The organism is Bacillus sp. CPT56D-587-MTF (assembly GCF_058792335.1).
The window spans coordinates 1,825,631-1,846,705 of sequence record NZ_JBYTEF010000001.1 but is presented as its reverse complement, the minus strand read 5'-3'; the positions used below and the strand labels follow the sequence as shown (position 1 = coordinate 1,846,705).

At 33.9% G+C, this 21,075-nt stretch carries 25 protein-coding genes, 1 pseudogene and 1 other annotated feature; of the genes and pseudogenes, 4 read left to right on the top strand and 22 right to left on the bottom strand.

Annotated features, from left to right (window positions below; all coding sequences use genetic code 11):
* Window positions 1–124 precede the first annotated feature (124 nt).
* The 13 genes from AC3WVZ_RS09625 to AC3WVZ_RS09565 form a co-directional block, all read right to left on the bottom strand.
* Window positions 125–1,003, bottom strand: coding sequence for a class I SAM-dependent methyltransferase (locus AC3WVZ_RS09625; protein ID WP_025709739.1), 879 nt, complete (start codon window positions 1,001–1,003; stop codon window positions 125–127).
* A gap of 137 nt (window positions 1,004–1,140) precedes the next feature.
* On the bottom strand, window positions 1,141–1,359 hold the full coding sequence (locus AC3WVZ_RS09620; protein WP_000498601.1) for a hypothetical protein: 219 nt from the start codon (window positions 1,357–1,359) through the stop codon (window positions 1,141–1,143).
* A 29-nt stretch (window positions 1,360–1,388) separates the two neighbouring features.
* Window positions 1,389–1,718: a DUF2085 domain-containing protein gene (locus AC3WVZ_RS09615; RefSeq protein WP_000621475.1), complete on the bottom strand. Its 330-nt coding sequence runs from the start codon at window positions 1,716–1,718 to the stop codon at window positions 1,389–1,391.
* Between the two features lie 112 nt (window positions 1,719–1,830).
* Window positions 1,831–3,519 carry an arginine--tRNA ligase gene (gene argS, locus AC3WVZ_RS09610; RefSeq protein WP_000384912.1) on the bottom strand — a complete coding sequence of 563 codons (1,689 nt, stop codon included), beginning with the start codon at window positions 3,517–3,519 and terminating at the stop codon, window positions 1,831–1,833.
* Window positions 3,520–3,564: 45 nt separating this feature from the next.
* Window positions 3,565–3,779: a binding site (T-box leader), on the bottom strand.
* 40 nt (window positions 3,780–3,819) lie between these two features.
* A complete protein-coding gene (locus AC3WVZ_RS09605) occupies window positions 3,820–4,596 on the bottom strand; it encodes a class I SAM-dependent methyltransferase (RefSeq protein ID WP_000637459.1) in 777 nt (258 codons plus the stop codon).
* 49 nt (window positions 4,597–4,645) lie between these two features.
* Window positions 4,646–5,080 (bottom strand): BrxA/BrxB family bacilliredoxin, encoded by a 435-nt coding sequence (locus AC3WVZ_RS09600; RefSeq protein ID WP_000063706.1) that lies wholly within the window; start codon window positions 5,078–5,080, stop codon window positions 4,646–4,648.
* Between the two features lie 83 nt (window positions 5,081–5,163).
* The gene (locus AC3WVZ_RS09595) at window positions 5,164–5,547 is read right to left on the bottom strand and encodes a thiol-disulfide oxidoreductase DCC family protein (protein ID WP_060852175.1); all 384 of its coding nucleotides are present in this window, start codon (window positions 5,545–5,547) and stop codon (window positions 5,164–5,166) included.
* A 3-nt stretch (window positions 5,548–5,550) separates the two neighbouring features.
* Window positions 5,551–6,678, bottom strand: a complete 1,128-nt coding sequence (locus AC3WVZ_RS09590; RefSeq protein WP_233936313.1) for a conserved virulence factor C family protein — start codon at window positions 6,676–6,678, stop codon at window positions 5,551–5,553.
* A gap of 248 nt (window positions 6,679–6,926) precedes the next feature.
* Window positions 6,927–7,262: a single-stranded DNA-binding protein gene (locus AC3WVZ_RS09585; RefSeq protein ID WP_000982018.1), complete on the bottom strand. Its 336-nt coding sequence runs from the start codon at window positions 7,260–7,262 to the stop codon at window positions 6,927–6,929.
* Window positions 7,263–7,423: 161 nt separating this feature from the next.
* Window positions 7,424–7,678: a DUF4318 domain-containing protein gene (locus tag AC3WVZ_RS09580; protein ID WP_000975138.1), complete on the bottom strand. Its 255-nt coding sequence runs from the start codon at window positions 7,676–7,678 to the stop codon at window positions 7,424–7,426.
* Between the two features lie 106 nt (window positions 7,679–7,784).
* Window positions 7,785–8,516: a Bax inhibitor-1/YccA family protein gene (locus AC3WVZ_RS09575; protein ID WP_001260655.1), complete on the bottom strand. Its 732-nt coding sequence runs from the start codon at window positions 8,514–8,516 to the stop codon at window positions 7,785–7,787.
* A gap of 75 nt (window positions 8,517–8,591) precedes the next feature.
* Window positions 8,592–10,487, bottom strand: coding sequence for an ABC-F family ATP-binding cassette domain-containing protein (locus tag AC3WVZ_RS09570; protein ID WP_233936311.1), 1,896 nt, complete (start codon window positions 10,485–10,487; stop codon window positions 8,592–8,594).
* The gene (locus AC3WVZ_RS09565) at window positions 10,484–11,131 is read right to left on the bottom strand and encodes an HD domain-containing protein (RefSeq protein WP_000165966.1); all 648 of its coding nucleotides are present in this window, start codon (window positions 11,129–11,131) and stop codon (window positions 10,484–10,486) included. Before AC3WVZ_RS09565 ends, AC3WVZ_RS09570 begins: the two co-directional genes overlap by 4 nt.
* 109 nt (window positions 11,132–11,240) lie before the next feature.
* Here AC3WVZ_RS09565 and AC3WVZ_RS09560 point away from each other — a divergent pair, with 109 nt between their 5' ends.
* The gene (locus tag AC3WVZ_RS09560; protein WP_065211616.1) at window positions 11,241–12,068 is read left to right on the top strand and encodes a hypothetical protein; all 828 of its coding nucleotides are present in this window, start codon (window positions 11,241–11,243) and stop codon (window positions 12,066–12,068) included.
* 296 nt (window positions 12,069–12,364) lie between these two features.
* On the opposite strand, the gene AC3WVZ_RS09555 is transcribed toward AC3WVZ_RS09560, so the two are convergent.
* Entirely contained in the window at window positions 12,365–12,490 is a 126-nt protein-coding gene (locus AC3WVZ_RS09555; RefSeq protein WP_000709201.1) for an aspartate phosphatase, read from the bottom strand.
* Window positions 12,487–13,464 carry a response regulator aspartate phosphatase gene (locus AC3WVZ_RS09550; protein WP_233936310.1) on the bottom strand — a complete coding sequence of 326 codons (978 nt, stop codon included), beginning with the start codon at window positions 13,462–13,464 and terminating at the stop codon, window positions 12,487–12,489. The genes AC3WVZ_RS09555 and AC3WVZ_RS09550 overlap by 4 nt, the downstream gene beginning before the upstream one ends.
* A gap of 186 nt (window positions 13,465–13,650) precedes the next feature.
* Between AC3WVZ_RS09550 and AC3WVZ_RS09545 the strand changes: the two genes are divergently transcribed.
* Window positions 13,651–13,998, top strand: coding sequence for a YolD-like family protein (locus tag AC3WVZ_RS09545; RefSeq protein WP_000456182.1), 348 nt, complete (start codon window positions 13,651–13,653; stop codon window positions 13,996–13,998).
* Between the two features lie 338 nt (window positions 13,999–14,336).
* Here AC3WVZ_RS09545 and AC3WVZ_RS09540 read toward each other — a convergent pair whose 3' ends face one another.
* The 4 genes from AC3WVZ_RS09540 to AC3WVZ_RS09525 all read right to left on the bottom strand — a co-directional run bounded on the left by AC3WVZ_RS09540 (window position 14,337) and on the right by AC3WVZ_RS09525 (window position 16,076).
* Window positions 14,337–14,630, bottom strand: coding sequence for an HNH endonuclease (locus AC3WVZ_RS09540; RefSeq protein ID WP_002177968.1), 294 nt, complete (start codon window positions 14,628–14,630; stop codon window positions 14,337–14,339).
* A gap of 203 nt (window positions 14,631–14,833) precedes the next feature.
* The gene (locus AC3WVZ_RS09535; protein ID WP_000966109.1) at window positions 14,834–15,139 is read right to left on the bottom strand and encodes a hypothetical protein; all 306 of its coding nucleotides are present in this window, start codon (window positions 15,137–15,139) and stop codon (window positions 14,834–14,836) included.
* Between the two features lie 58 nt (window positions 15,140–15,197).
* On the bottom strand, window positions 15,198–15,485 hold the full coding sequence (locus AC3WVZ_RS09530) for a nucleoside triphosphate pyrophosphohydrolase family protein (protein ID WP_002025705.1): 288 nt from the start codon (window positions 15,483–15,485) through the stop codon (window positions 15,198–15,200).
* Between the two features lie 315 nt (window positions 15,486–15,800).
* Window positions 15,801–16,076, bottom strand: coding sequence for a stage V sporulation protein S (locus tag AC3WVZ_RS09525; RefSeq protein WP_000427801.1), 276 nt, complete (start codon window positions 16,074–16,076; stop codon window positions 15,801–15,803).
* 609 nt (window positions 16,077–16,685) lie between these two features.
* On the opposite strand from AC3WVZ_RS09525, the pseudogene AC3WVZ_RS09520 reads away from it, so the two are divergent.
* Window positions 16,686–17,199 (top strand): annotated as a pseudogene (locus AC3WVZ_RS09520) (preprotein translocase).
* A 155-nt stretch (window positions 17,200–17,354) separates the two neighbouring features.
* On the opposite strand, the gene AC3WVZ_RS09515 reads toward AC3WVZ_RS09520, so the two are convergent.
* Entirely contained in the window at window positions 17,355–18,956 is a 1,602-nt protein-coding gene (locus tag AC3WVZ_RS09515) for an esterase/lipase family protein (protein WP_001238704.1), read from the bottom strand.
* A gap of 554 nt (window positions 18,957–19,510) precedes the next feature.
* Here AC3WVZ_RS09515 and AC3WVZ_RS09510 point away from each other — a divergent pair.
* Window positions 19,511–20,350 (top strand): arylamine N-acetyltransferase family protein, encoded by an 840-nt coding sequence (locus tag AC3WVZ_RS09510; RefSeq protein WP_033695466.1) that lies wholly within the window; start codon window positions 19,511–19,513, stop codon window positions 20,348–20,350.
* A 96-nt stretch (window positions 20,351–20,446) separates the two neighbouring features.
* Here AC3WVZ_RS09510 and AC3WVZ_RS09505 read toward each other — a convergent pair whose 3' ends face one another.
* Together AC3WVZ_RS09505 and exsG are read right to left on the bottom strand one after the other, a co-directional pair.
* On the bottom strand, window positions 20,447–20,656 hold the full coding sequence (locus AC3WVZ_RS09505; RefSeq protein WP_000824197.1) for a hypothetical protein: 210 nt from the start codon (window positions 20,654–20,656) through the stop codon (window positions 20,447–20,449).
* Window positions 20,657–20,874: 218 nt separating this feature from the next.
* Entirely contained in the window at window positions 20,875–21,027 is a 153-nt protein-coding gene (gene exsG, locus AC3WVZ_RS09500) for an exosporium protein ExsG (protein ID WP_000395679.1), read from the bottom strand.
* Window positions 21,028–21,075 lie beyond the last annotated feature (48 nt).

Here is a 21,075-nt window from a genome sequence, read left to right as displayed (position 1 = left end):
AGCGATTCTTTCATTTTATCGGCGATTTTCAAATTATATCGACCGATTCTTAACATTTATCAGCGATTATATGTCGAATATCGACTTATCGACATTAAACGACAATCCTTATACATCATACCTTTTAACAAACTATGTCACCAAATGTAATTTTCATATTGGGAGCGTATACAAAAGAAGAATACACATGAAATATGTTAAAAAATCGTAGTTCAGCTTCATATTGAGCTAGCGCATTATCATATGTTAATCCTCTGGCTATTAAACGTTCTACAAATTGTTGCTTATCGCCCGGATCACCTGCAATCCCCTCTTCTTTTAATGATTGATACAAATCGTTTTTATCATTGTGATGCATATTTGAATCTAAAAAGTTCACTTTATCGCTTACTCTACATTCAATATTTTTCACACCTAATTCACTTAAATATATCGGTATTTTCATGCCTATATTGCCATCTTTACCATTTCTTTGCGTATCACTTTCAAATAATTTCTGCAAAACACCTAGCTGAATAAATTCCGATTGTTTCTCCCCATCTAGTAAATAAGAAGCCATATTAGAAATCCAATGTGGTTCAAAACAGATTATTTTTCCACCCTTTTTAACTGAATGTATCATTTTTTCTAGCATTGTTTCTGGAGTAGTCATATGTAATAAGAAAGCATGACAGATTGCTATATCGTATTTATCGTTCAGTTCAATTTCTGTAGCATCTCCTTCAAGAAATTCTGAATCATACGGAAGTAAACGAAACAACTCTCTGGCTTCAGCTAATAATGTTTCTCCACTATCAATACCTGTATACTTTGAACCTTCTGGGAGCAATGGCATTAATACTAATCCTAAATAACCATATCCACAACCGTAATCAACGATATGTACAGGCTTAGTAATCTTCCAAACTGTATTTACTAAAAAGCTTACATAATCGTCGTTGTAATATAAATCTCTCGTGTTTTTTAAATATGTTAGTTTATTGTTCCAATCATACGTTTCCAACATCTAACGCCTCCTTTTATATACAAAACTAAAGTTCTCTATATAATAGCCGTATTCCTACACTTTTCTTAAAATTTCAAAGCAAAAAAGCTAGTGTATTTTTAATAATACACTAGCTTTTTATTTGGAAGAAAAATTTAACAAGTACAATCACAATCAAAACAATCCGTACAGTCTAAATCGTCACAATCTGCTTTTCTCTTTCTTTTGTTTCTTTTAAGATAATAATACAGTAGCCCAAACAATAGTATACAAATAACAAAAGCTATTATTGCTTCTGTATACTTATTTTGAATCATAAAACCAATTCCACTTCCGCCTGAAATAAAAATTAGAATTAAGTAAATCCAGAACATCTATGTAAATACCTCCATTACTATATATCTTAAGATAATATCCATATAACACTAGAGGAAATGAATAATCCCATACCATTACCGCTTAATACACCAGTAGTTATTCTTAGCAAATTTGAGCTACTTCTCCATTTCCACTTTTGGGTGAACCCATCGATAAGTAACGGAATTTGAGCGAAAAATGATAGTATGATTGCCAAAAGAAATGAAGGTGTCATATAAAAATAAATTGGAAACATTAAAATACCAATAAGCATGCCTGTACAACGCGCACATAAAGGTATGTACTTTTGTAGTTTAAAAAAACTCCTATCTAATCTTCTATGACAAGGAATTTGTAAAATAAAAGTTCGAATCAATATGAATCACCCTCTCTAAAAAGATTTTAATTGATTTTGCAAAAAAAATATATATCCAATAAAAAAACAAACCAGGTTTATACTAGACCCAGTTTGTCAGTTTACTACTATGTTACATTTCCTCAGGTGCCTCCACCCCAAGTAAACGTAATCCTTCTTTTAATACAACCGTCACAGCATAAACCAATGCGAGTCTGCTGTCTTTTTCTTTGCTCTCTTCTAATATACGAACATTACCGTAATATTTATTGAATGATTGTGCTACATCTAATATATATTTCGAAATAATCGATGGCTCATTTTTATTGAAAGCTGCTTCAATTATTTGCGGGAATTTATTTAGTAATTTTACGACACTCCAGCTATGATCGTCTTTTAAAGCAAATGTACATGTTTCAAATTCTACACTTTCTTTTCTTAAAATAGAACAAGCACGTGCATGTGTGTACTGTACGTAAGGTCCTGTTTCTCCTTCAAATTTCAGCATATTTTCTAATGAGAATTCGATATTATGCATACGCTCATTTTTTAAATCGTGGAAGATGACTGCACCAACACCGACTTGCTTTGCTACTTCTTCTTTCTGTTTTAAGTTTGGATTTTTCTCTTCAATATTTTGTTTTGCAAGTTCGATTGCTTCTTCGAGTACTTCTTCAAGTAAAATAACTCTTCCTTTACGTGTCGACATTTTCTTACCATCTTTTAAAATGAAGCCAAACGGTACGTGTTCCATACCATCAACCCAAGTATAGCCAAGTTTTTTTAATACGGTGAAAAATTGATTGAAATGTAAGCTTTGTTCTGGACCAACAACATATAGCGCTTTATCAAACCCATAAGTGTTTTGACGATATAAAGCTGCCGTTAAGTCACGCGTTGCATAAATCGTCGCACCATCTGACTTTCTAATTAAACATGGCGGCATACCTTCTTCTTCTAAATTAACGACTAATGCGCCTTCTGATTCTTCCAGTAAGTCGTGCTCTTCTAAAATCCCAATAAAGTCTTCCATTTTATCATTATAGAAAGCCTCGCCTTGAAAATTAGTAAATTCCACACCGAGAAGTTCATAAATACGAGAAAATTCTTTTAATGATTCGTGACGGAACCAATTCCAAAGTTCAACAGCTTCTTCATCGCCTTCTTCTAGCTTTTTAAACCAAGCACGTCCTTCTTCTTCTAATTCTTCATTCTCTTTTACTTCTGCATGAAACTGAACATATAACTTAAATAACTCACGTATTGGATCCTCTTTCACTACTTCTTCATTTCCCCATTTTCTATATGCGGTAATTAACTTTCCAAACTGTGTTCCCCAATCTCCTATATAATTAATCCCTACAACTTCATAGCCACATTTTTCAGCGATATGTTTCAGCGAATTTCCTATCATTGTAGAACGTAAATGCCCCATCGAAAAAGGTTTCGCGATATTAGGAGAGGAATAATCAATTACTACTGTTTTTTCACAGCCAAAGTGGTTTTGACCGAACTCTTCTTTCTCCGCTAAAACTGTTTTTAATACTGCATCACTTACAGTTTCACGATTGAAAAATACATTTACATAAGGACCAACGGCTTCTACTTTCGTAAAAAACGGATCATTGAATTTCTCAGCAACTTCCTTTGCGATAAGAGCTGGTGCTTTTTTATATTGCTTCGCTAATGAAAAGCATGGGAACGCTGCATCTCCAAATTCATCTTGTTTCGGTGTTTCAATTAAATCTAAAATTTGTTTTTGCGTTAATTCATTCGTGAAAATATTAGATAAACTTTCCGCAAACTGCATTTTATAATCCATGATACAACCTCCTTATTTTTTAAAACACAAAAAACTCGTCTCTAAAAAAGAGACGAGTTTTAACCCGTGGTACCACCCTTGTTGTTCGTTACGAACCACTTTCCCGTTTATAACGAGGACAGGGGGCCTCGGCTTTCTCTACTATTCGTTCAAGAAGCATCTCCGAAGTGCGCTTCATCTTTTTCTTCCGTACTAGGCTCACACCATCCCTAGCTCGCTTTCCTTCTAAAAAAGACTACTCTCTTCATCACAGACAGTATATTTAATTAATTATTGCTTATTATACATCTTTTCAAACAATTAGCAAGGGTCAATTACACCAAAGTGAAACTTAGCACTTTTTCTTTTGTATACATAAAAATTGTGTTTTTCAAATCTAGAACTACGAAAATGATCTTTTAAAACGACACGTTTTCTCGCCACTCGTTTTGCCTCCGCAATTGTTTCGTCAGTAATATCATGATACAAAGCGAAGTGTTTTAATCCTTTAATTCCATCGGATTCTATGACAGTTTCTTCAAACATCGGATCAAGGTAAACGACATCGTAACTATTGTCTTCACATTGCGCTAAAAATGAAAAATGCTCCGTTTGCTTTACTTGGATTCTTTGCATTGCTTCATCAATTTCAGAAACAGATGAAGACCATGTTTTCAAACCATTTTCCATAATATAAGCCATATACTCATTGCCTTCAAGTCCTGTTACTTTTCCGCTTTCCCCAACAACATAACTAGCTACAATACTATCTGATGCCATCCCGAGCGTACAATCTAACACTGTCATTCCTCTCTCTAATTGCGTGGCTTGTACAAACGGATCGTGTTCTCCACGCATTAACCTTTTCACACGAAACATCGCTGAGTTCGGATGAAAGAAAAACGATTCTTCCGTACCTTTTGGATAAATAGCTAATCGGTTCTTCCCTACGACAAGCACATCTTGTTCATACTGCTCATGTAGCTTATGTACCGGTATGTCATTACGTTTAACGAAAGAAGCATTTAATTCTGCTGCTACCTCGTTTGCATAATCTGTCATTTCTTTGTTCGTTCTTCCTGCTGTTGTTACGATCATTGTTTCACCTCTATATAAAGAAAAGAGGGAGATTTACTCTCCCCCTTCTTTAGCAATTCTTTTCGAAAGCTTGTTCTAAGTTCGTAATAATTTCGTCCATAGTTGCACCTTCAATTTCATGACGGTGAATAAAGTGAACAACTTCTTTTCCTTTTAATAATGCCATAGATGGTGAAGATGGAGGAATTTCTCCGAAGTATTCACGCATTTTTGCAGTAGCATCTTTATCTTGACCTGCGAATACAGTTACAAGATGATCAGGTTGTTTTTCAGCACGAACAACCGCTTGACCTGCTGACGGACGTGCTAAACCAGCTGCACAACCACAAACAGAGTTTACAACTACTAAAGTTGTACCTGATGTATTTTCCATAAATTCTGTTACAGCTTCTTCTGTAGTTAACTCTTCAAACCCAGAACGCACTAACTCTTGGCGCATTGGGATTACCATTTGGCGCATGTATTCTTCATAAGCATTTGACATCTTGTAATCTCTCCTTCAACTTTCATTCCAAATTCATCATATCACGCTCTATTAATAGGTGCAAAAGAAAGATAACGATGATTTCATTTTTTTGTAGGGATTTCACAAACCCCACCGCGGCAATGTCCCACTGGAACAAGTTTTCTATTATTAGCGATATAATCGTATACTTTACTTCCAAAACCAAGTACGATAGATAGCTTTATAAAAGGAACTGCAAACCAATAAGATGGAACGGCCTTTGCTAATACATGTATGCTCTGAATACCGTCATACCACTTATTATTTTTTAAAATATACAATCTTTGTTCCATCTTGCTTTGTAGTTCTTGAGAAAGTTCATACTTCTCAACTACATCTTCATTTCGAAATGAAACAAATTTCATCTTACCCTTTTTATCTAATTTTTTCGTACGTTCTGCAACGGCCGTACACATCGGACACCAACTATCATAGAAAACAATCATACATTATTCCCCTTTACGAGACTCCGTCATTTGTTTCCATACAGAACCTTTTGCTTCTTCTCCGCCTTCAATACGCTCTAATGCTAGACGTGCTTGCATGGCTACTTCAAACTCTAGATCATCTTGCGCTGCTTTTAATGCTGGAATCGCACTTTCATCTCCAAGTTCAAATAAGAACATCGCTGCACGCCAGCGTACTAATTTACTTGGATCTTTCAGAGATTTAATCATAACGAACATCGCTGCCGGATCACCTACATCTGATAAACAATCTCCTGCAGTACGGCGAACACTTACAGAGCGATCTAACAACGCTTTATATAATAACGGTAATACTTCATCACCTTTTACCATACCTAAATACGCTGTTGCTAAGCGGCGTATTGAAACTTTTTCATCATCTAACGCCATCTTCAACACTGGAATATCTTCTTCAGTAGGATCCATTTGTTCTAATGCTGCAAAACGGTTTTTCCAGTCAGAATCTTTCATCATCTCTTCTGTTACTTTATATGGCTCACGCTTTTGAATCGTTACTTCAACAGCACCCGCTTGATTTAATAATTCTTTAACCGTTTCATTTACACGTTCTTCTGAATAAGCAGCAACAATCTCTTCCACTACTTCTTTCCCAATTTCTTCAAAATTACCGTAACGTGTACTTTGTTCTACCCATTTACGCTCTTTTACAACGTTTGGTGCAGACATTTGCACTTTCATAATTGATTCTTTAAAACGATCTGGTAAACCAACACGTTCTTCCGTCGTTCCATCTGTTAACTTTACTTGCATTGGAATTGTAAAGAACATTTGAACAAACACTTTCACTTCTCCAAAATGAGCAAGTTGTTGTTCTTCACTTTCTTCCAATACTTCTTCGCCGAAAACAGCACGAACTTGTTGTAATAAAACTTTCCAGTCATACTTCGCATTTCGCTCCACTGCTAAAAAGTCGGCTACATGATATACACCTTTAATGCCTTCAATTTTCAAAATTTCTTGCACTTGCATTGGTGCTTGTTCTTTATTTTCATTTGTATAATTATTACGTGCTCCTGATGGTAATACTTCATTCAAAATAACTTTCATTGTATTTGGACTTGGCGTCGGTTCAATTGCTTTAATCTTCACGTAAAAAACTCTCCTTTATTGCATGTTCTTAGCTGTATTGTAACATGTTATCACTCTATACTCCTACTCGGATGCTTAATTTTACTACTTTCTTCCCGCTACCATACTATTTCATTCTTTTTACATTTTAAATTAGGAACGGGATTTTAAAAGCTTTCGTTTCCGATGATTTTTATTTTTTATCCATTAAGTTTATTAAAATACTTTCCACAATTTTTTCCGAAGCTATTACTTAAAATCACCTTTTATTACGATGCCCCCTCCCGCCTTCTCTCCAAAAAGGTAATACTCTCAATCACAACTTCAGTTCTATATATTCTCTTTCCTTGTTCATCATCGTAATTACTAGTCTGAATACGCCCTGTAATCCCAACGAGCGACCCCTTCTTACAATATTCAGTTACATTCTCAGCCGATTTGCGCCAAACGACACAATTAATAAAATCGACTTGTTGTTCACCTAAACTATTTCGAAATCCTCTATTCACCGCAACACATATTCGTGCATAAGCGACGCCTTGTTTTGTGTAGTATAATTCTGGCTCCTTTGTCAATCTACCGATTAATACAACTCGATTCATCATAAGTTATACCACCTCACATGTTTTTCTTCATTGTAAGGAGAAATGTTTGAATGGTAAAAAGCACAAAATGATATATCCGTAAGTAAAAAGTATTATTTTAGACCTTACAAAACAAAAAAAGAAACCATACATAGTTCAAACATGTATGGTTTCAAAATTTATTACACTTCAGTACAAGATATGTAATATCCTCCGCGAGCCATCTTTATTTCAGCACGGTACATTGCATTTTCTAAGTAGAAAGTAATCGGTTTAACTTTACTCTCAAATTTTAATCTTTCATTGCATTCAGTTGCATATCCTTCAATCGCTGAAGTAATAACTTTTGATGATGGATACGTTAAAGCTTCATCTAGTTCTATGAAAAAACTTTTAGAAAATAGTTTTTTCATAATCCCCTTCTTCTCTTTCATCATATTCCATCTCCTTCACTTCAAGTTGCTATCATCCATATTATACCATACATTCAATATATCTTTGAAAATAAAAAAAATCCTGCATTTTTCATGCAGAATTTTTTTATTAGTCATTTTTCGTAAAGTACGAAACGAAACGAAGAATTTCTAAGTATAACCATACTAATGTAAGCATTAATCCCATCGCAGTATACCACTCCATATATTTCGGAGCTTGACTACGTACACCATTTTCGATTAAATCGAAATCTAGTAATAAGTTTAATGCAGCAACTACAATAACAACTGCACTAATAATAATACCGATTGTACCACCTTGGTGAATGTATGGAACAGTTACACCAAACATATTTAGTAGAAATACGACTAAATACATAACCATAATTCCAAGTGTTGCTGCCATCACGCCTGTACGGAATTTATCCGTTACTTTTACTACGCGTGTTGCATATAACACTAACATTGCAAATAGAATTGAGATTGTTAGTAATACAGCATTTAAAACGATAGAATCGCCAAATTTCATTGTATAAACTGCTGAAATACTTCCTAACACAACCCCTTCTACCGCTGCATAGATTGGTGCACCAAAAGGTGAAATACGCGGGAAGAACATAGACGCAAATGCGATGATTGCCGCAACGATTAAAGCACCAATTAATACTGGCATCTTCATCGTCCCCTGCATCATCTGTATGTATGAATAGACAGACGTTGCAAGTAGCAAGATAAGCATAATGAACGTTTTGCCTACTGTTCCGCCAATCGTCATCGCAGAAGCACTTGCTCCCTCTTTACGGAATGCCTCTTTTTTCAACATTGGATTAGATGTTCTCATTTTTTCCCTCCTAAAATAGGTTCTACCAATAGTGTAAAGTTTTTCTCTTTACTTTTCAATATATGCAGCTTGTTTTTATTTTAATCCTTCAACGATGTCTGATAGTTCACTCCATCTTTCCATCTTTTTTTCTAGCTCTTCTTCTGTTTTCTGCTGTGCTTCAGATAATTCTTGTGCCTTTGTGAAGTCAGATCCAACTTTCGCAAGTTCTTCTCCAATTGACTCAATTTTCTCTTCAAGTTCGGCAATTGTATCTTCAATCGTTTCCCATTCACGCTGTTCATTGTATGAAAGTTTACGTTTACGTTGTTGTTTTGGAGCTTCTTCTACAACTTTTTTCTCTTTTTGAACTTCCGCTTTCTCCATAAGTTCTCTCGTTTTTTCCATTTCTAAATAATCTGTATAACTACCTAGAAACTCACGCACTTCGCCTCCGCCAGTAAAGATGAACAGTTCATCTACTACTTTATCTAAGAAGTAACGGTCATGCGATACAGTTAAAACGACACCTGGGAAATCTTCTAAATAATCTTCTAGTACTGTTAATGTTTGTGTATCTAGATCGTTCGTAGGTTCATCAAGTAAAAGTACGTTTGGTTCTCCCATTAAAATACGTAATAAATATAAACGTCTTCTTTCACCACCAGATAGTTTACCAAGTGGTGTACCATGTGAATGTGTCGGGAATAAGAAACGTTCTAACATTTGAGATGCACCAATTACTTTTCCATCTGTCGTATGAATAACTTCTGCAATCTCTTTAATGTATTCAATCATACGCTGATTTAAATTCATCTCTTCATTTTCTTGCGTATAATAAGCAACTTTTACAGTTTGTCCTACTTCCACTTCACCACTATCAGGAGATAACTTACCTGCAAGCATATTTAATAGGGAAGATTTCCCACTTCCATTCGCCCCAATAATTCCGATACGATCACCCGGTTTCACAATATGATTAAAATTATGTAATACCGTCTTATCGCCAAATTTTTTCGTTACATCTTTTAACTCAAGTACTTTCTTTCCTAGACGACTTCCGCTTAGTGCAATATCAACTGACTGTTTTGCAGCTGGTCCTTCTTGTGCCTTTAGCGCATCAAAACGCTGAATACGCGCCTTTTGTTTCGTAGAACGGGCTTTTGCACCACGACGAATCCAAGCAAGTTCACGACGATATAAATTTTGGCGTTTCGATTCTTGTGCCAATTCTTGCTCTTCACGAAGTGCTTTCGCTTCTAAAAATGTACTATAGTTTCCTTCGTAGCTATATAGTTTACCATTATCTAATTCAAAAATACGATTCGTCACACGATCTAAGAAATAACGATCATGGGTTACAAGTAATACCGAACCTGTATATCTCGCTAAATATTCTTCTAACCATTCAACTGTCTCATGGTCAAGATGGTTCGTAGGCTCGTCTAAAATTAATAAATCCGGTGTTTCAATAAAACATTGTGCCATTGCAATACGTTTTTTCTGTCCACCAGATAAATTCCCAACAATTGCAGTGAAGTCCGTAATTCCTAATTTCGTTAAAAGAGACTTCGCATTTGCATTTGCTTCCCATGCACTCATTGCATCCATACGTTGCTGCACTGCAAATAATTGTTCCTGTACTTTTTCATTACTTGGATCTTTTTCAATATTTAATAGTGCTTTTTCATAATCACGAAGAAGACGAATTAAAGGTGTATCACCATGGAACACTTGCTCTAATACTGTCAGTTTTTCATCAAACTCTGGTTGCTGTGATAAATAACTAATTGTATACCCACGTGAATGCGTCATATCACCTGTATCAGGAGCTTCTAATCCTGCAATAATTTTTAATAATGTCGATTTACCAGTTCCGTTTACACCAATAATTCCGACACGTTGTCCTTCTGTAATACTACATGATAATCCATCAAATAACGGCTTTTCTCCATATGATTTTGATAAGTTCTCCACAGTTAACATTTTCATATTTGTGCATTCCACTCTTTCATAAATTGTTCAATAAACTGTTCCATATAACGATGACGAATTTCAGCCTCTTGTTTTGCTGCATTCGTATTCATTAAATCTTTTAATTTCAAAAGTTTTTCATAAAAATGATTTAAAGATGGATCATTATTTTTTCTATACTCTTCTTTCGTCATTTCTTCACGCGGCGGAATAGTTGGGTCATACATTAATCTCCCTTTCGCCCCACCATATGCAAATGTACGAGCAATTCCTATTGCACCAAGAGCATCTAAACGATCCGCATCTTGAACAATTTTCCCTTCAAGTGACTCTACTGTGCCGCCATGGCCACCTTTATAAGACATATTGGCGATGATATGAAGAATATGTTTACTTTCCTCTTCTTCAACACGTAGCTCTTCTAACCAATCAGAAACTTTTTTCATTCCTGCTTCTTCACTTTCATTTAGCTTTTCATCTGCCACATCGTGAAGTAATGCTGCCATTTCAATTATAAAACGATTTCCACCTTCTTGCTCAGATAAAGAAATCGCCATTTTATGTACACGTTCAATATGATACCAATCATGCCCACTCGCATCTTTTTCTAAAATATGTTTTACAAAAGTAATTGTTTTTTGAATTTTTTCTTGTTTTGTCATTTTATCTTCACCCAGTTACTTATTGTAACACGCCCGCATTTTTTCATCACATATTTTCTTGTCCGCCCATACACTAGGTGGTAGGCATCATCATGAAGGAGGAATAAACATGTTCTATAATAATCAACCGCCTTATCCAAGGCAACCATTGTATCCTCAACAACAAGAACAGAGATACACAGAACAATACGAAGAACAAGAGTTACAACAGCAAGAGCAACAATATGACGAAAACCCATATGCAACAACGCAAAACCAAGAAACTGAATTTCAACAAAATCCATATGACACACGTCCAAATTATGAATATCCTCAAAATCCATATGCAGCACCACAAAATCAAGAACAGCGATATCCTCAAAATCCATATGTAATACCACAAAACCAAGAACAACAATATCAACAAAATCCATATGCAGCACCACAAAACCAAGAACAACAATATCAACAAAATCCATATGCAGCACCACAAAACCAAGAACAACAATATCAACAAAATCCATATGCAGCACCACAAAACCCATACACAACTCAACCACAACAACCGCAATATCAACAACAAATGTATCAACCAAACTACGACGCGCGTGTCTCACCACCTAAACCACCAACAATAGATCCAACTCAGCCACAAATTTTACCGCCCGGACCAACACTAGACATTACACAACCACAAATCTTACCACCTGGACCAATTACTGAACCAACACAACAACAAATTCAACAAGTTGTCGGTACACAATTTTTACCTTTCAAGAAACCTGTACTAGATTTCGTAAAACCATGGGTAGATTACGGTTTAAATGAAGCAAAACATACATCACACGAACACGCATTAACAGAAGTTGCTGCGATTATGTTTTTAGTTGGTAAAGGCTTCAATCCGACGATTGCACATTATATCGTTGAATCTTGGGAGAAGAATGAGCAGTTTTAGGGTTGTTTATTTGATAAAATATAAAAAACACAAAAGTGCCAAACCCCTTATACCACAAGGGTTTTGGCACTTTTTAATATCTAAAACAAATTTTATTGAAATAATTATTTTTATAGATTTTCATACTTTTTTATATAGTACGTGAACATATACAGTACAAAAATACACCTTTGTATACACATTTTTAGAAACATCTTACGTTTATCAAACAATAACCAAAAGACGTACCTGCAACCTCATCATATAAATAATAGATATTAAAAAGAGGACACTATAAGCGCCCTCTTCCTTAGGTTTTAAATATGTTCTCCATGATCCATAAACACTTCAATTGCTTCGTTTTGTGGTATGTCTTTTGCATTAGTAAGACCAAAAGTAAAAACAGCGGATAACATCATCATTAATAAGATTGCTTTTTTCATTTTAGCGCCCTTCTTTCTATGCTCTTTTTGTCTGCATCTAAAGCGATGTGCAAATACTTGCTTGCTTTTCTATGATTTTCTGAACCATAGAATATTTCACCTAAAAGAGAAGCATATTCTTTTACCCAATCATATAATTCTTCTTTTTCAAAATACGAAATACCTTCTATAACCACATTTTCTAATTCTTCTTGCGGTACATAGTTATGTACTGCTTTTAAAATTCGGAAATGATGACGATAACATAAGTCGCTAATCTTATAGCCATTCTCAATATATTCATTAGCGATATGACTATAACCTAACTTAAAATGTTCTCTTGCTAAAAGAAACATAGTTTTAGCGTTATTTTCTAATGAATCCTCTAAGTGTTTAATTGCTAACTCTGGCATGTTTTGACTTGCGTATAAAAGTCCTAAATTATGCTTAACTCGTTTAATAAGAAGTTCATCATTAGATTTTTGGAAGGTACCTAGTGCTGAAAGTAAATATTCCTCTGCACTTTCGAATTCATTTAGTCGAATGTGTGCCATTCCTAAAGTATTTAAGCATGCTGCAGTTTTTAATTCATACCCTGGACTAATTGAAAATACTTCATTCGCCTTTGTAGCAAATTGAACTGCTAGGATCGGTTTTAATACGTGATAGTAATGGACTGCAAGCCAATAATTAAATTCAGCTTTTTCAATTTCATCATGCATGTACTCTAAAAATGTCTCTGTAGACTCTGGTAAAGGCTCGATTTTGTCCAGAATATCTTTTGTACTATCCATATCCCGAATTAGCAGTTTATACCGTGCATTCAATAAAGCGTAGTAGACTAATATTGTTTGGTCTTCCTTAATATTATTGATTTTATTTGCAATATCTTCTTTTATTTTCTGAGACTGTAATACACGTTGTGAAATCATAGCTTGATACCAGTCGTTTAATAATTTTGTGATTTCTTCTTTAGAAATAATGTCAACACTCATCTACTTCTACCCCCTTGTTAAATGTTATCATGACATGCTTGTTTGCATAAATAAGTTTTTGAATATTCTAACTTAAAAAAATTATTTTTGAATATTCATGTTAACAAAATGGTCCCATTTCAAACCGAAAAAGAACACACGTTTGTTTGTAGTGGAGTTAAAAAAACAAACGTGTGGTATTACATCATGGAATATAACGGCTTTCCTGTAGTACGTGGAAGAGGTATGGTGAAATGGAATCCGTTTGCTTCAATACCGGAGCAATACGAGGAAATACATAGAATGTTTGAGGAACAATATAAAGTACCTAAACCTTTTTTAACACAAGATACTATGGAACGAATAGAAAGAGCGTTAATGCAATCTTTTCACGAGGAAGAAGAAATACATATCTCATACTATCGTGATGGAATGGTGCAAGACATGTACATAAATGTATTACATATTGAACCGATGACGAAAACTATATATTGTACAGATGCTTTTGGTTTGAATACTAAGTTTAAGTTTGATGAATTGGTGAATATAAATTAAAAGAAGCCGCCCGACAGGACTGAAGTGCACCCCAATTGTTAGACACAGCCTAACAATTGGGGTGCACTTCACATATATAGGTGGCTTTTGTACGACAAAAAAAGAGCTCTGCTATACAGCAGAGCAAAAGAAAAATATATAACCCTATAAAAATAATACAAATTATTGATACTTTCAAAAGACGAAGTTTAAATTTCCATCACAATAATACCTATGTTTAAGTATGAAACATTCTACCTTCCGTATAGCTATGAATATTCTTATTTTAGAATTCCATAGTATCCAAATAGCTCTTTGAGAAATACCTCAATACCGAACTTCTTCAAAGAATCTTTTCTTTATTCAAAGAGAAGTTCTAAAACTTTTTTCTTATCTTTGTCTCTTCCATAATGAATCAACCTATGACAGTTCGGACATATACTAACTATATTTCCAACAACATCTAAACTATTTTCAAAATCATGTTGCATTCTTAACGGTATTAGATGATGGGCCTCCATATAATTTTTTCGGCTGGCTTCCGATACAAATGTTTCATGTGTGTCATCTATTTCACATTTAAATTCTGCCTGTTTAATAGCTTGTTTAGCTTTTTTCGGATCACGAGGCCATACTTCCCTACCAGATTCCATTTTAGTTTTTTTCGATTTTCCGATTTCTCTTCTTCTGCAATCTTTACTTTACTAAAATCCGAATCAATATTAGTAAATCCTTGTGGTGTATGGTTCAATTTGTAGCCAAAGAAAGCTGCGAATTCGATTGCTTTAATGTTTACAGGTTTTAGGTCCTTAATAAAATAGATGTATTCCCAAGTTTCATCATTATCGTTTGTTTTCTAAATTTTTCTAGCCACATCTGGGTTATGAGTCTTAGCAAAAATTGTCCCGAAAAACTTAAATTCCCCTTTAGAATATGCTAAAATCCCGTCACCCTCTTTTAACTTTTCCCATCTATCAACATTTGAAGAACCAGGAGTTGCTCCCCACATACATACATTCTCATGTAATTCATTATCTTTAAGTTTAGTTACTGTATCGGCATCTAAATCTGCTAAACATGTAGAAATAGGATATGTTTTTTCAATAGTAGCTTCCAAATTTTTTATAGCACTATCTTTACTTGCAGTAAAAAGATATAACATATTTAATTCCACCTTTTTTAAATTTCATTATATTTCTTTTTAGAGTCTCGAGATTTCTCTACTGGATATTTTTTATTATTTTTTCTATTTTGTTTATAATAATCTCTTCTAAGTCAATATCCAATTGATCTGCCAACTCATCTTTCATGTCTTCTTTTTTTGTTTCTACAGCTTCCTCACTGCTTTTCCACTGAAAATTCTCCAACAACTCACTCGCCTCTAAAGAAAGAGAAATAGCTAAATCTTTAGGATTGTGGAACTGCTTCCAGTTCCTATCATCCCGAAATTTTAGGACTTTCTCTAAAATAGTTTGATTCATTTTTTGAATCCCCCAGTTACTTTTCATTGGTAAACTCTTCTATTTATCAGGTAAACTATCATAAAAACGTTCAATGGCCGCTACTAAAACTAAAACTAAATCTTCTAAATGAGCAGTTTTAGGGTTGTTTATTTTTAAAAACATCAAAAATGCCAAATCCCTTATATCATAAAGGATTTGGCATTTTTAAGTATCTAGAACACTCGCTAAGTTTAAGGAGAACTTAACAGACATGTGTCCGGCATAATGTCATGTCCACACCCAAGGATCGGTTACATAAAATAACGTATCTAACATGGGAAGTCTATTGGTCTTTTCCCCTTATAGTAACACTCTCTTCTACTAAGACCTTTTCTTTCTAGGACCTACAATTAATTTAATCGCTGTTCTTTCTTCATTATTGATAGAAATCTCTTGAAATGCTGGTACGAAGGCTAAGTCAATACCACTTGGAGCGACGAACCCTCTTGCAATCGCAATTGCTTTAATCGCTTGATTTATAGCTCCAGCCCCAATCGCTTGAATTTCCACATTACCACTTGTTCTTAGTACACCCGCTATTGCACCCGCGACTGAATTTGGGCTTGATTTTGAAGATACCTTTAATATATTTTCCATGTAAGTTGCTCCCTCTATTATTTAATCTCTCTTTCGTTACAATTTTAAATATTTTAGCGTATCTTTAATTACTATTCACACCAAAAACAAACGATGCTTCATATGTACATTATTCTATATTTTCTGACTTCTTCCTGCTCAGCTACGCAAATAAAAAAATAAACTGAATAACCTAATATACATACAGTTAAATGCCATAACTTCACCAAATGATAACATCCATACAGCGAAAGATAATATTGCTGTTTGTCAGATGAAATTAATATAGTAAAGTGAAACTTTAATGAGTGGGGGTTTTGTTCATCCCCACCTAACTTCTTTGCTTTCGCTGAATTTTGAGATGGGAGTCTTACTGCTCGGAAAATAGCGGGATAAACGTTTCCTCGTTACTTCAATCTATTTAGAAATTCCATTTATTTTTCTATCAAATTATGAACCTTATCATCTTCAAAAGGTGTTACAGGTAATACCCAAATACTACATTTCATCATTTGACCACTTTATATTCCACATCTATCTCCTTTTATAGTACAAGCATACACACCAATTGTGATTCACCTTCATAAACTACTATGTGGTTTAAATTTATTAAGAATAGGAGGTAATATATTGGGTTCATACTATCATTCTTCAAACTCGTATAAAAAATGTTCATGTGACCATTCACATAAACGCAGCTGTCCTGCATACGGAACTTTTTGGCAAACTGAATTTATAACTGTTCCTTTTGGCGATCCTTTTCCATTTAATCACGTTGGACCTTTAGCAGGAGGCGTTTCCTTACTAAATCCTACTACATATACACTTTAGACAATTTGGTGATTATAGAGTTTCGTTCATTTCCAGTATTAATACTACTTTAAATCCTGTATTTCCACATATCCCAGTCATAACTATATTTTTAAATAACAATCCACTTGCTAATAGTCAAGGTGACTTCGCTATTCAAATGAATACTTCATCAAATAACGAATGTCTTCAACTCGTTGGCGAAACGATTGTTACAGTGCCTGCTAATTCAACTCTTCAACTTAGAAATAATAGTGGTTTTAATCGTCAAAGTATTGTAACTTGTGACAATGGTATAAATTCAGTTGAATTAACAGTTACAAAACTAAGTTAATATTATTTCTTTACATTCAGATGCTATTTCAGCACCTTTTTTTATTGAATAACAGTTTTCTTCGACTTTTATTATCTTTCATCACGCAAAAAAAGTGCAGAATTCTTTCTAACACAAGATTTCTGCACTTTTTTATTATACTTATTTATTCTTCCTTATTTCTCTACATAAACCGACTTAACAATCGTACGATTATATGATTTTCCTTCTTTATTCATCCCTTTTATATCCATCGTAACGTTATATACTCCCGGTTGTTTTATATCTTTCAAAGCACCTGTAAATGTATTCGTATTAACATTTTGTAATTCATTAAATTCAGAGACTAACTTACCTTCTTTATTAACGACTCTTACTGTTATGGAAAGATCCCCTTTCATTTCAGGTGCTACAGGTGATTTTTTCAGTTTATACTCAGGTTTATTTACTTTAACTTTTGTAGGCATTTGAAGAACAAATGGCGCGCCATCCTTGTAATCGCTTACAACTAAATATGCATCTTTCGACTGCTTCGCCATCATTTTGATTTTCCATTCGCCTACTTCCAATTTATCAAACTTAAATGTTCTAATTGTCGCCCCATTAAAGAAAGATTCGCCTTCACTAGTAGTTATAGCGCTATCTTTATTTGCATAGATTTTTCCTTTTGGAGATACCATTTGTACTTCAACATCAGAAGAAGCAGTTAGTACAGAAACTATTCCTTCAGCCTTTTTATCAACAGAAATACTTTGCTCTATCCACTGATTTTGTGGTAATTCGCCTCCTAAAATATTTTGATTTGAAGTTGTATTTAATTGTTCTAGATTTTCATTTGAACTAGTGCTGGATGCTACTAAAGCTGGTAATCCCACATTTGTCGTACGTAAATATGGTTCAATTCGTGCAAAAACAGCTGATCCTTTTCTTATATTGTCATGATCAAATCTGGAATCTGTAAATAAATGTGTACCGTACGATAGCTTGGCACTCCATTCATTTACTAGTCCATCATTTGAACCGTACGATGATAAATATAACCCACCCATAGATAATGCAGAAAATGTTGGCCCCCAGCTAGTTCCAGTAGCCGTATAGTAACGGTTTAATTTAGCTGCTGGGTTGTTATCTATTATTGAACGAAACTTTGCCATTTCACCTATTTGTAACGAGTACGTACCATCATCTTTTTGACCTAATATAGAAGCAAGCCACCCTGCCCACCAACTATATGACAAATCTGCTAAATTTGAGCCGTGATGCGGTGTAGCAAGTGTAATAACATTTCCAACAAATCGATTCGCACCATATTCAACTAATGCAGCTTGTGTATCAATTCCACCTTTACTATGCGCTACAATATTAACTTTCTTACCGAAATGATTATATATTTCTTCAAGTTTTTGTGCCAACAATTTTCCGTTATCCCACTGACTAGCCGAACCTTTCCCCGCTGCATCATACAATTGTATAAACACTGTTTGATAGCCTGCTTTTAAAGCATAATCATACATATCATTTATATCATGATATACTGTCTTTCCATACCAACTATCAGCATTACCATTTCTTCCTTGTACAAAGAGAATTGGCGGTTTATTCTCATCATAATTAGCAGGTTTTTGGCCTAAAAACCATTCTCCAGGTGTGAATACTTCTGTATCAGGAAACCCCTTTCCAAGCTCTTTTACAACTTCTGCCTGTACATTTGTGCTAATCGTTGGAGCCATGATAAAAAATACAATTAGTAAGGCCACGCATCTTCTCATCAGTCGCATATTACTCCCCCTATTTTTTTGAAAGAAGGTTTTCTTTATAATATTTTATATTTTCCCTTCCTTAATAATAGCTAATCTTTTATTTTAAAAAGATGTTAGCCCTATTTTTAGAAGGTTACTAGTTGTATACCCTCTTCCTTAACTCTCGTTATTCTCTTTGTTTCTACCTCTTCCTTTTGATAGAATACGACAAAAAAGTTTCTCAATAATTGTTAACTTAGCTACATCCAGATATTTTTTAAATCAATATTGTTTATATAAAGCATACAAATCTTGAAAAAATTTTAGTAAAAAAAACATTTTATTACTAGTTAGTTATTTAAAAATATAATAAAGATCTGTACTTTCTTTTCATTAAATACAAACTAATTTTAAAGGAGCTTATATTATAAGACTTTCCTACGATTAAAAATTAAACTGAAATTTCAGAAAAAACAATCACATTTCCAGAAACATATATTATGATAATTTCCGCGCACTTGAATTAACTTTTTAGAAGTACTAACCTATCGGTGAGCAGAAGAAAATTCTGTAAAAAGAAAGGAGAATACTTTATGATGACCAATTTACAAAAGGAGTTTTTTAAACGCTTAAAAATTCCTGCAAAAGAAATAACATTTGATGATTTAGATGAAATTCTCTTAAAAATGGGAATGATTCTCCCCTATGAAAATCTTGATATTATGGCTGGTACTATTAAAAATATCTCAAAAGATAACTTAATAGAAAAGTTACTTATTCAAAAACGAGGTGGACTTTGTTATGAATTAAACTCCTTATTGTATTATTTTTTAATTGATTGTGGGTTTCAAGTATACAAAGTAGCCGGTACTGTTTATGATCTGTACGATAATAAATGGAAACCCGATGATGGTCATGTCATTATCATATTAAGTCATGAGGGTAAAGATTATGTTGTGGATGCAGGTTTTGCATCTCATCTCCCTTTACATCCAGTCCCTTTTAACGGAGAAGTCATCTCCTCTCAAACAGGAGAATATCGAATTCGTAAGCGAAATACTCGAAAAGGTACTCATATTTTAGAAATGAGAAAAGGAGCTAACGGAGAATCTACAAGTTTCTTACAATCTGAACCTTCAAATGAATGGAAAATAGGCTATGCTTTCACTGTAGATCCAATAGATGAGAAAAAAGTGAATAACATTCAAAAAGTGATTGTAGAGCATAAAGAATCTCCTTTTAATAAAGGGGCTATCACTTGTAAATTAACTACTTATGGTCACATATCATTAACAAATAAAAATTATACAGAAACCTTTAAAGGCACTAAAAATAAACGACCAATAGAATCTAAAGATTATGCTCGCATTCTTCTTGAATCTTTTGGAATAACGCAAGAGAAATATGTAGGAAAAACACTAGAAAGAGGTTAGTTGACTACAAGTACTTCATAATAAAGCAGATTCTATATTTAGAATCTGCTTTATTTTATATTTTGTTATAAATTAATTTAATTTTGTTGTTACCCTTTAATTTTCAATTATATATTCATCATCATATTTATCGTATTGTAACCCTTTCCCTATCTTTGATTCTGTAACTTGATCTCTTAAAAACGGTGCAGCATCCATTTTGCTAGTTGCAATTTCAATTCCATATTTTTTCGTTAAATAAGCTAACTCTAGTAAAAACCACTCTCTTCGCAATGTAACTGGAATATCAAATGTTTTTCTTTTCATATATAATAGCACCTCTTTTATTTTCATAACTTAAAAACATCACTGGATGTACTTATTAAAACTACCTTTCACCGCTAACATCCAATGAAACATTATAGTATATGCATGTCCATTTCAAACGTGCTATCACAAATATGATATTTAAGTTTACATAATTATATTATGTAATAGTAGAAAAGGAAGGCATGTCCCTTCCCCTTCTACTATAGAGATTTAAATTAAGAACATCTTGGTACACCTAAAGCTAAAAATAAACCTGCTACTCCCGCAGTAATCGGTACTTTTAACGTAATAACATCGTCTACCTTCGTTACTAAAAAGTAAGCATTACCTTCTTGTAATATACAAGTTACCAACAATTGAAATTCCATTCAAATCTCCTCCTTTCAATCGATATACTATAATTTATGAAATCTCTT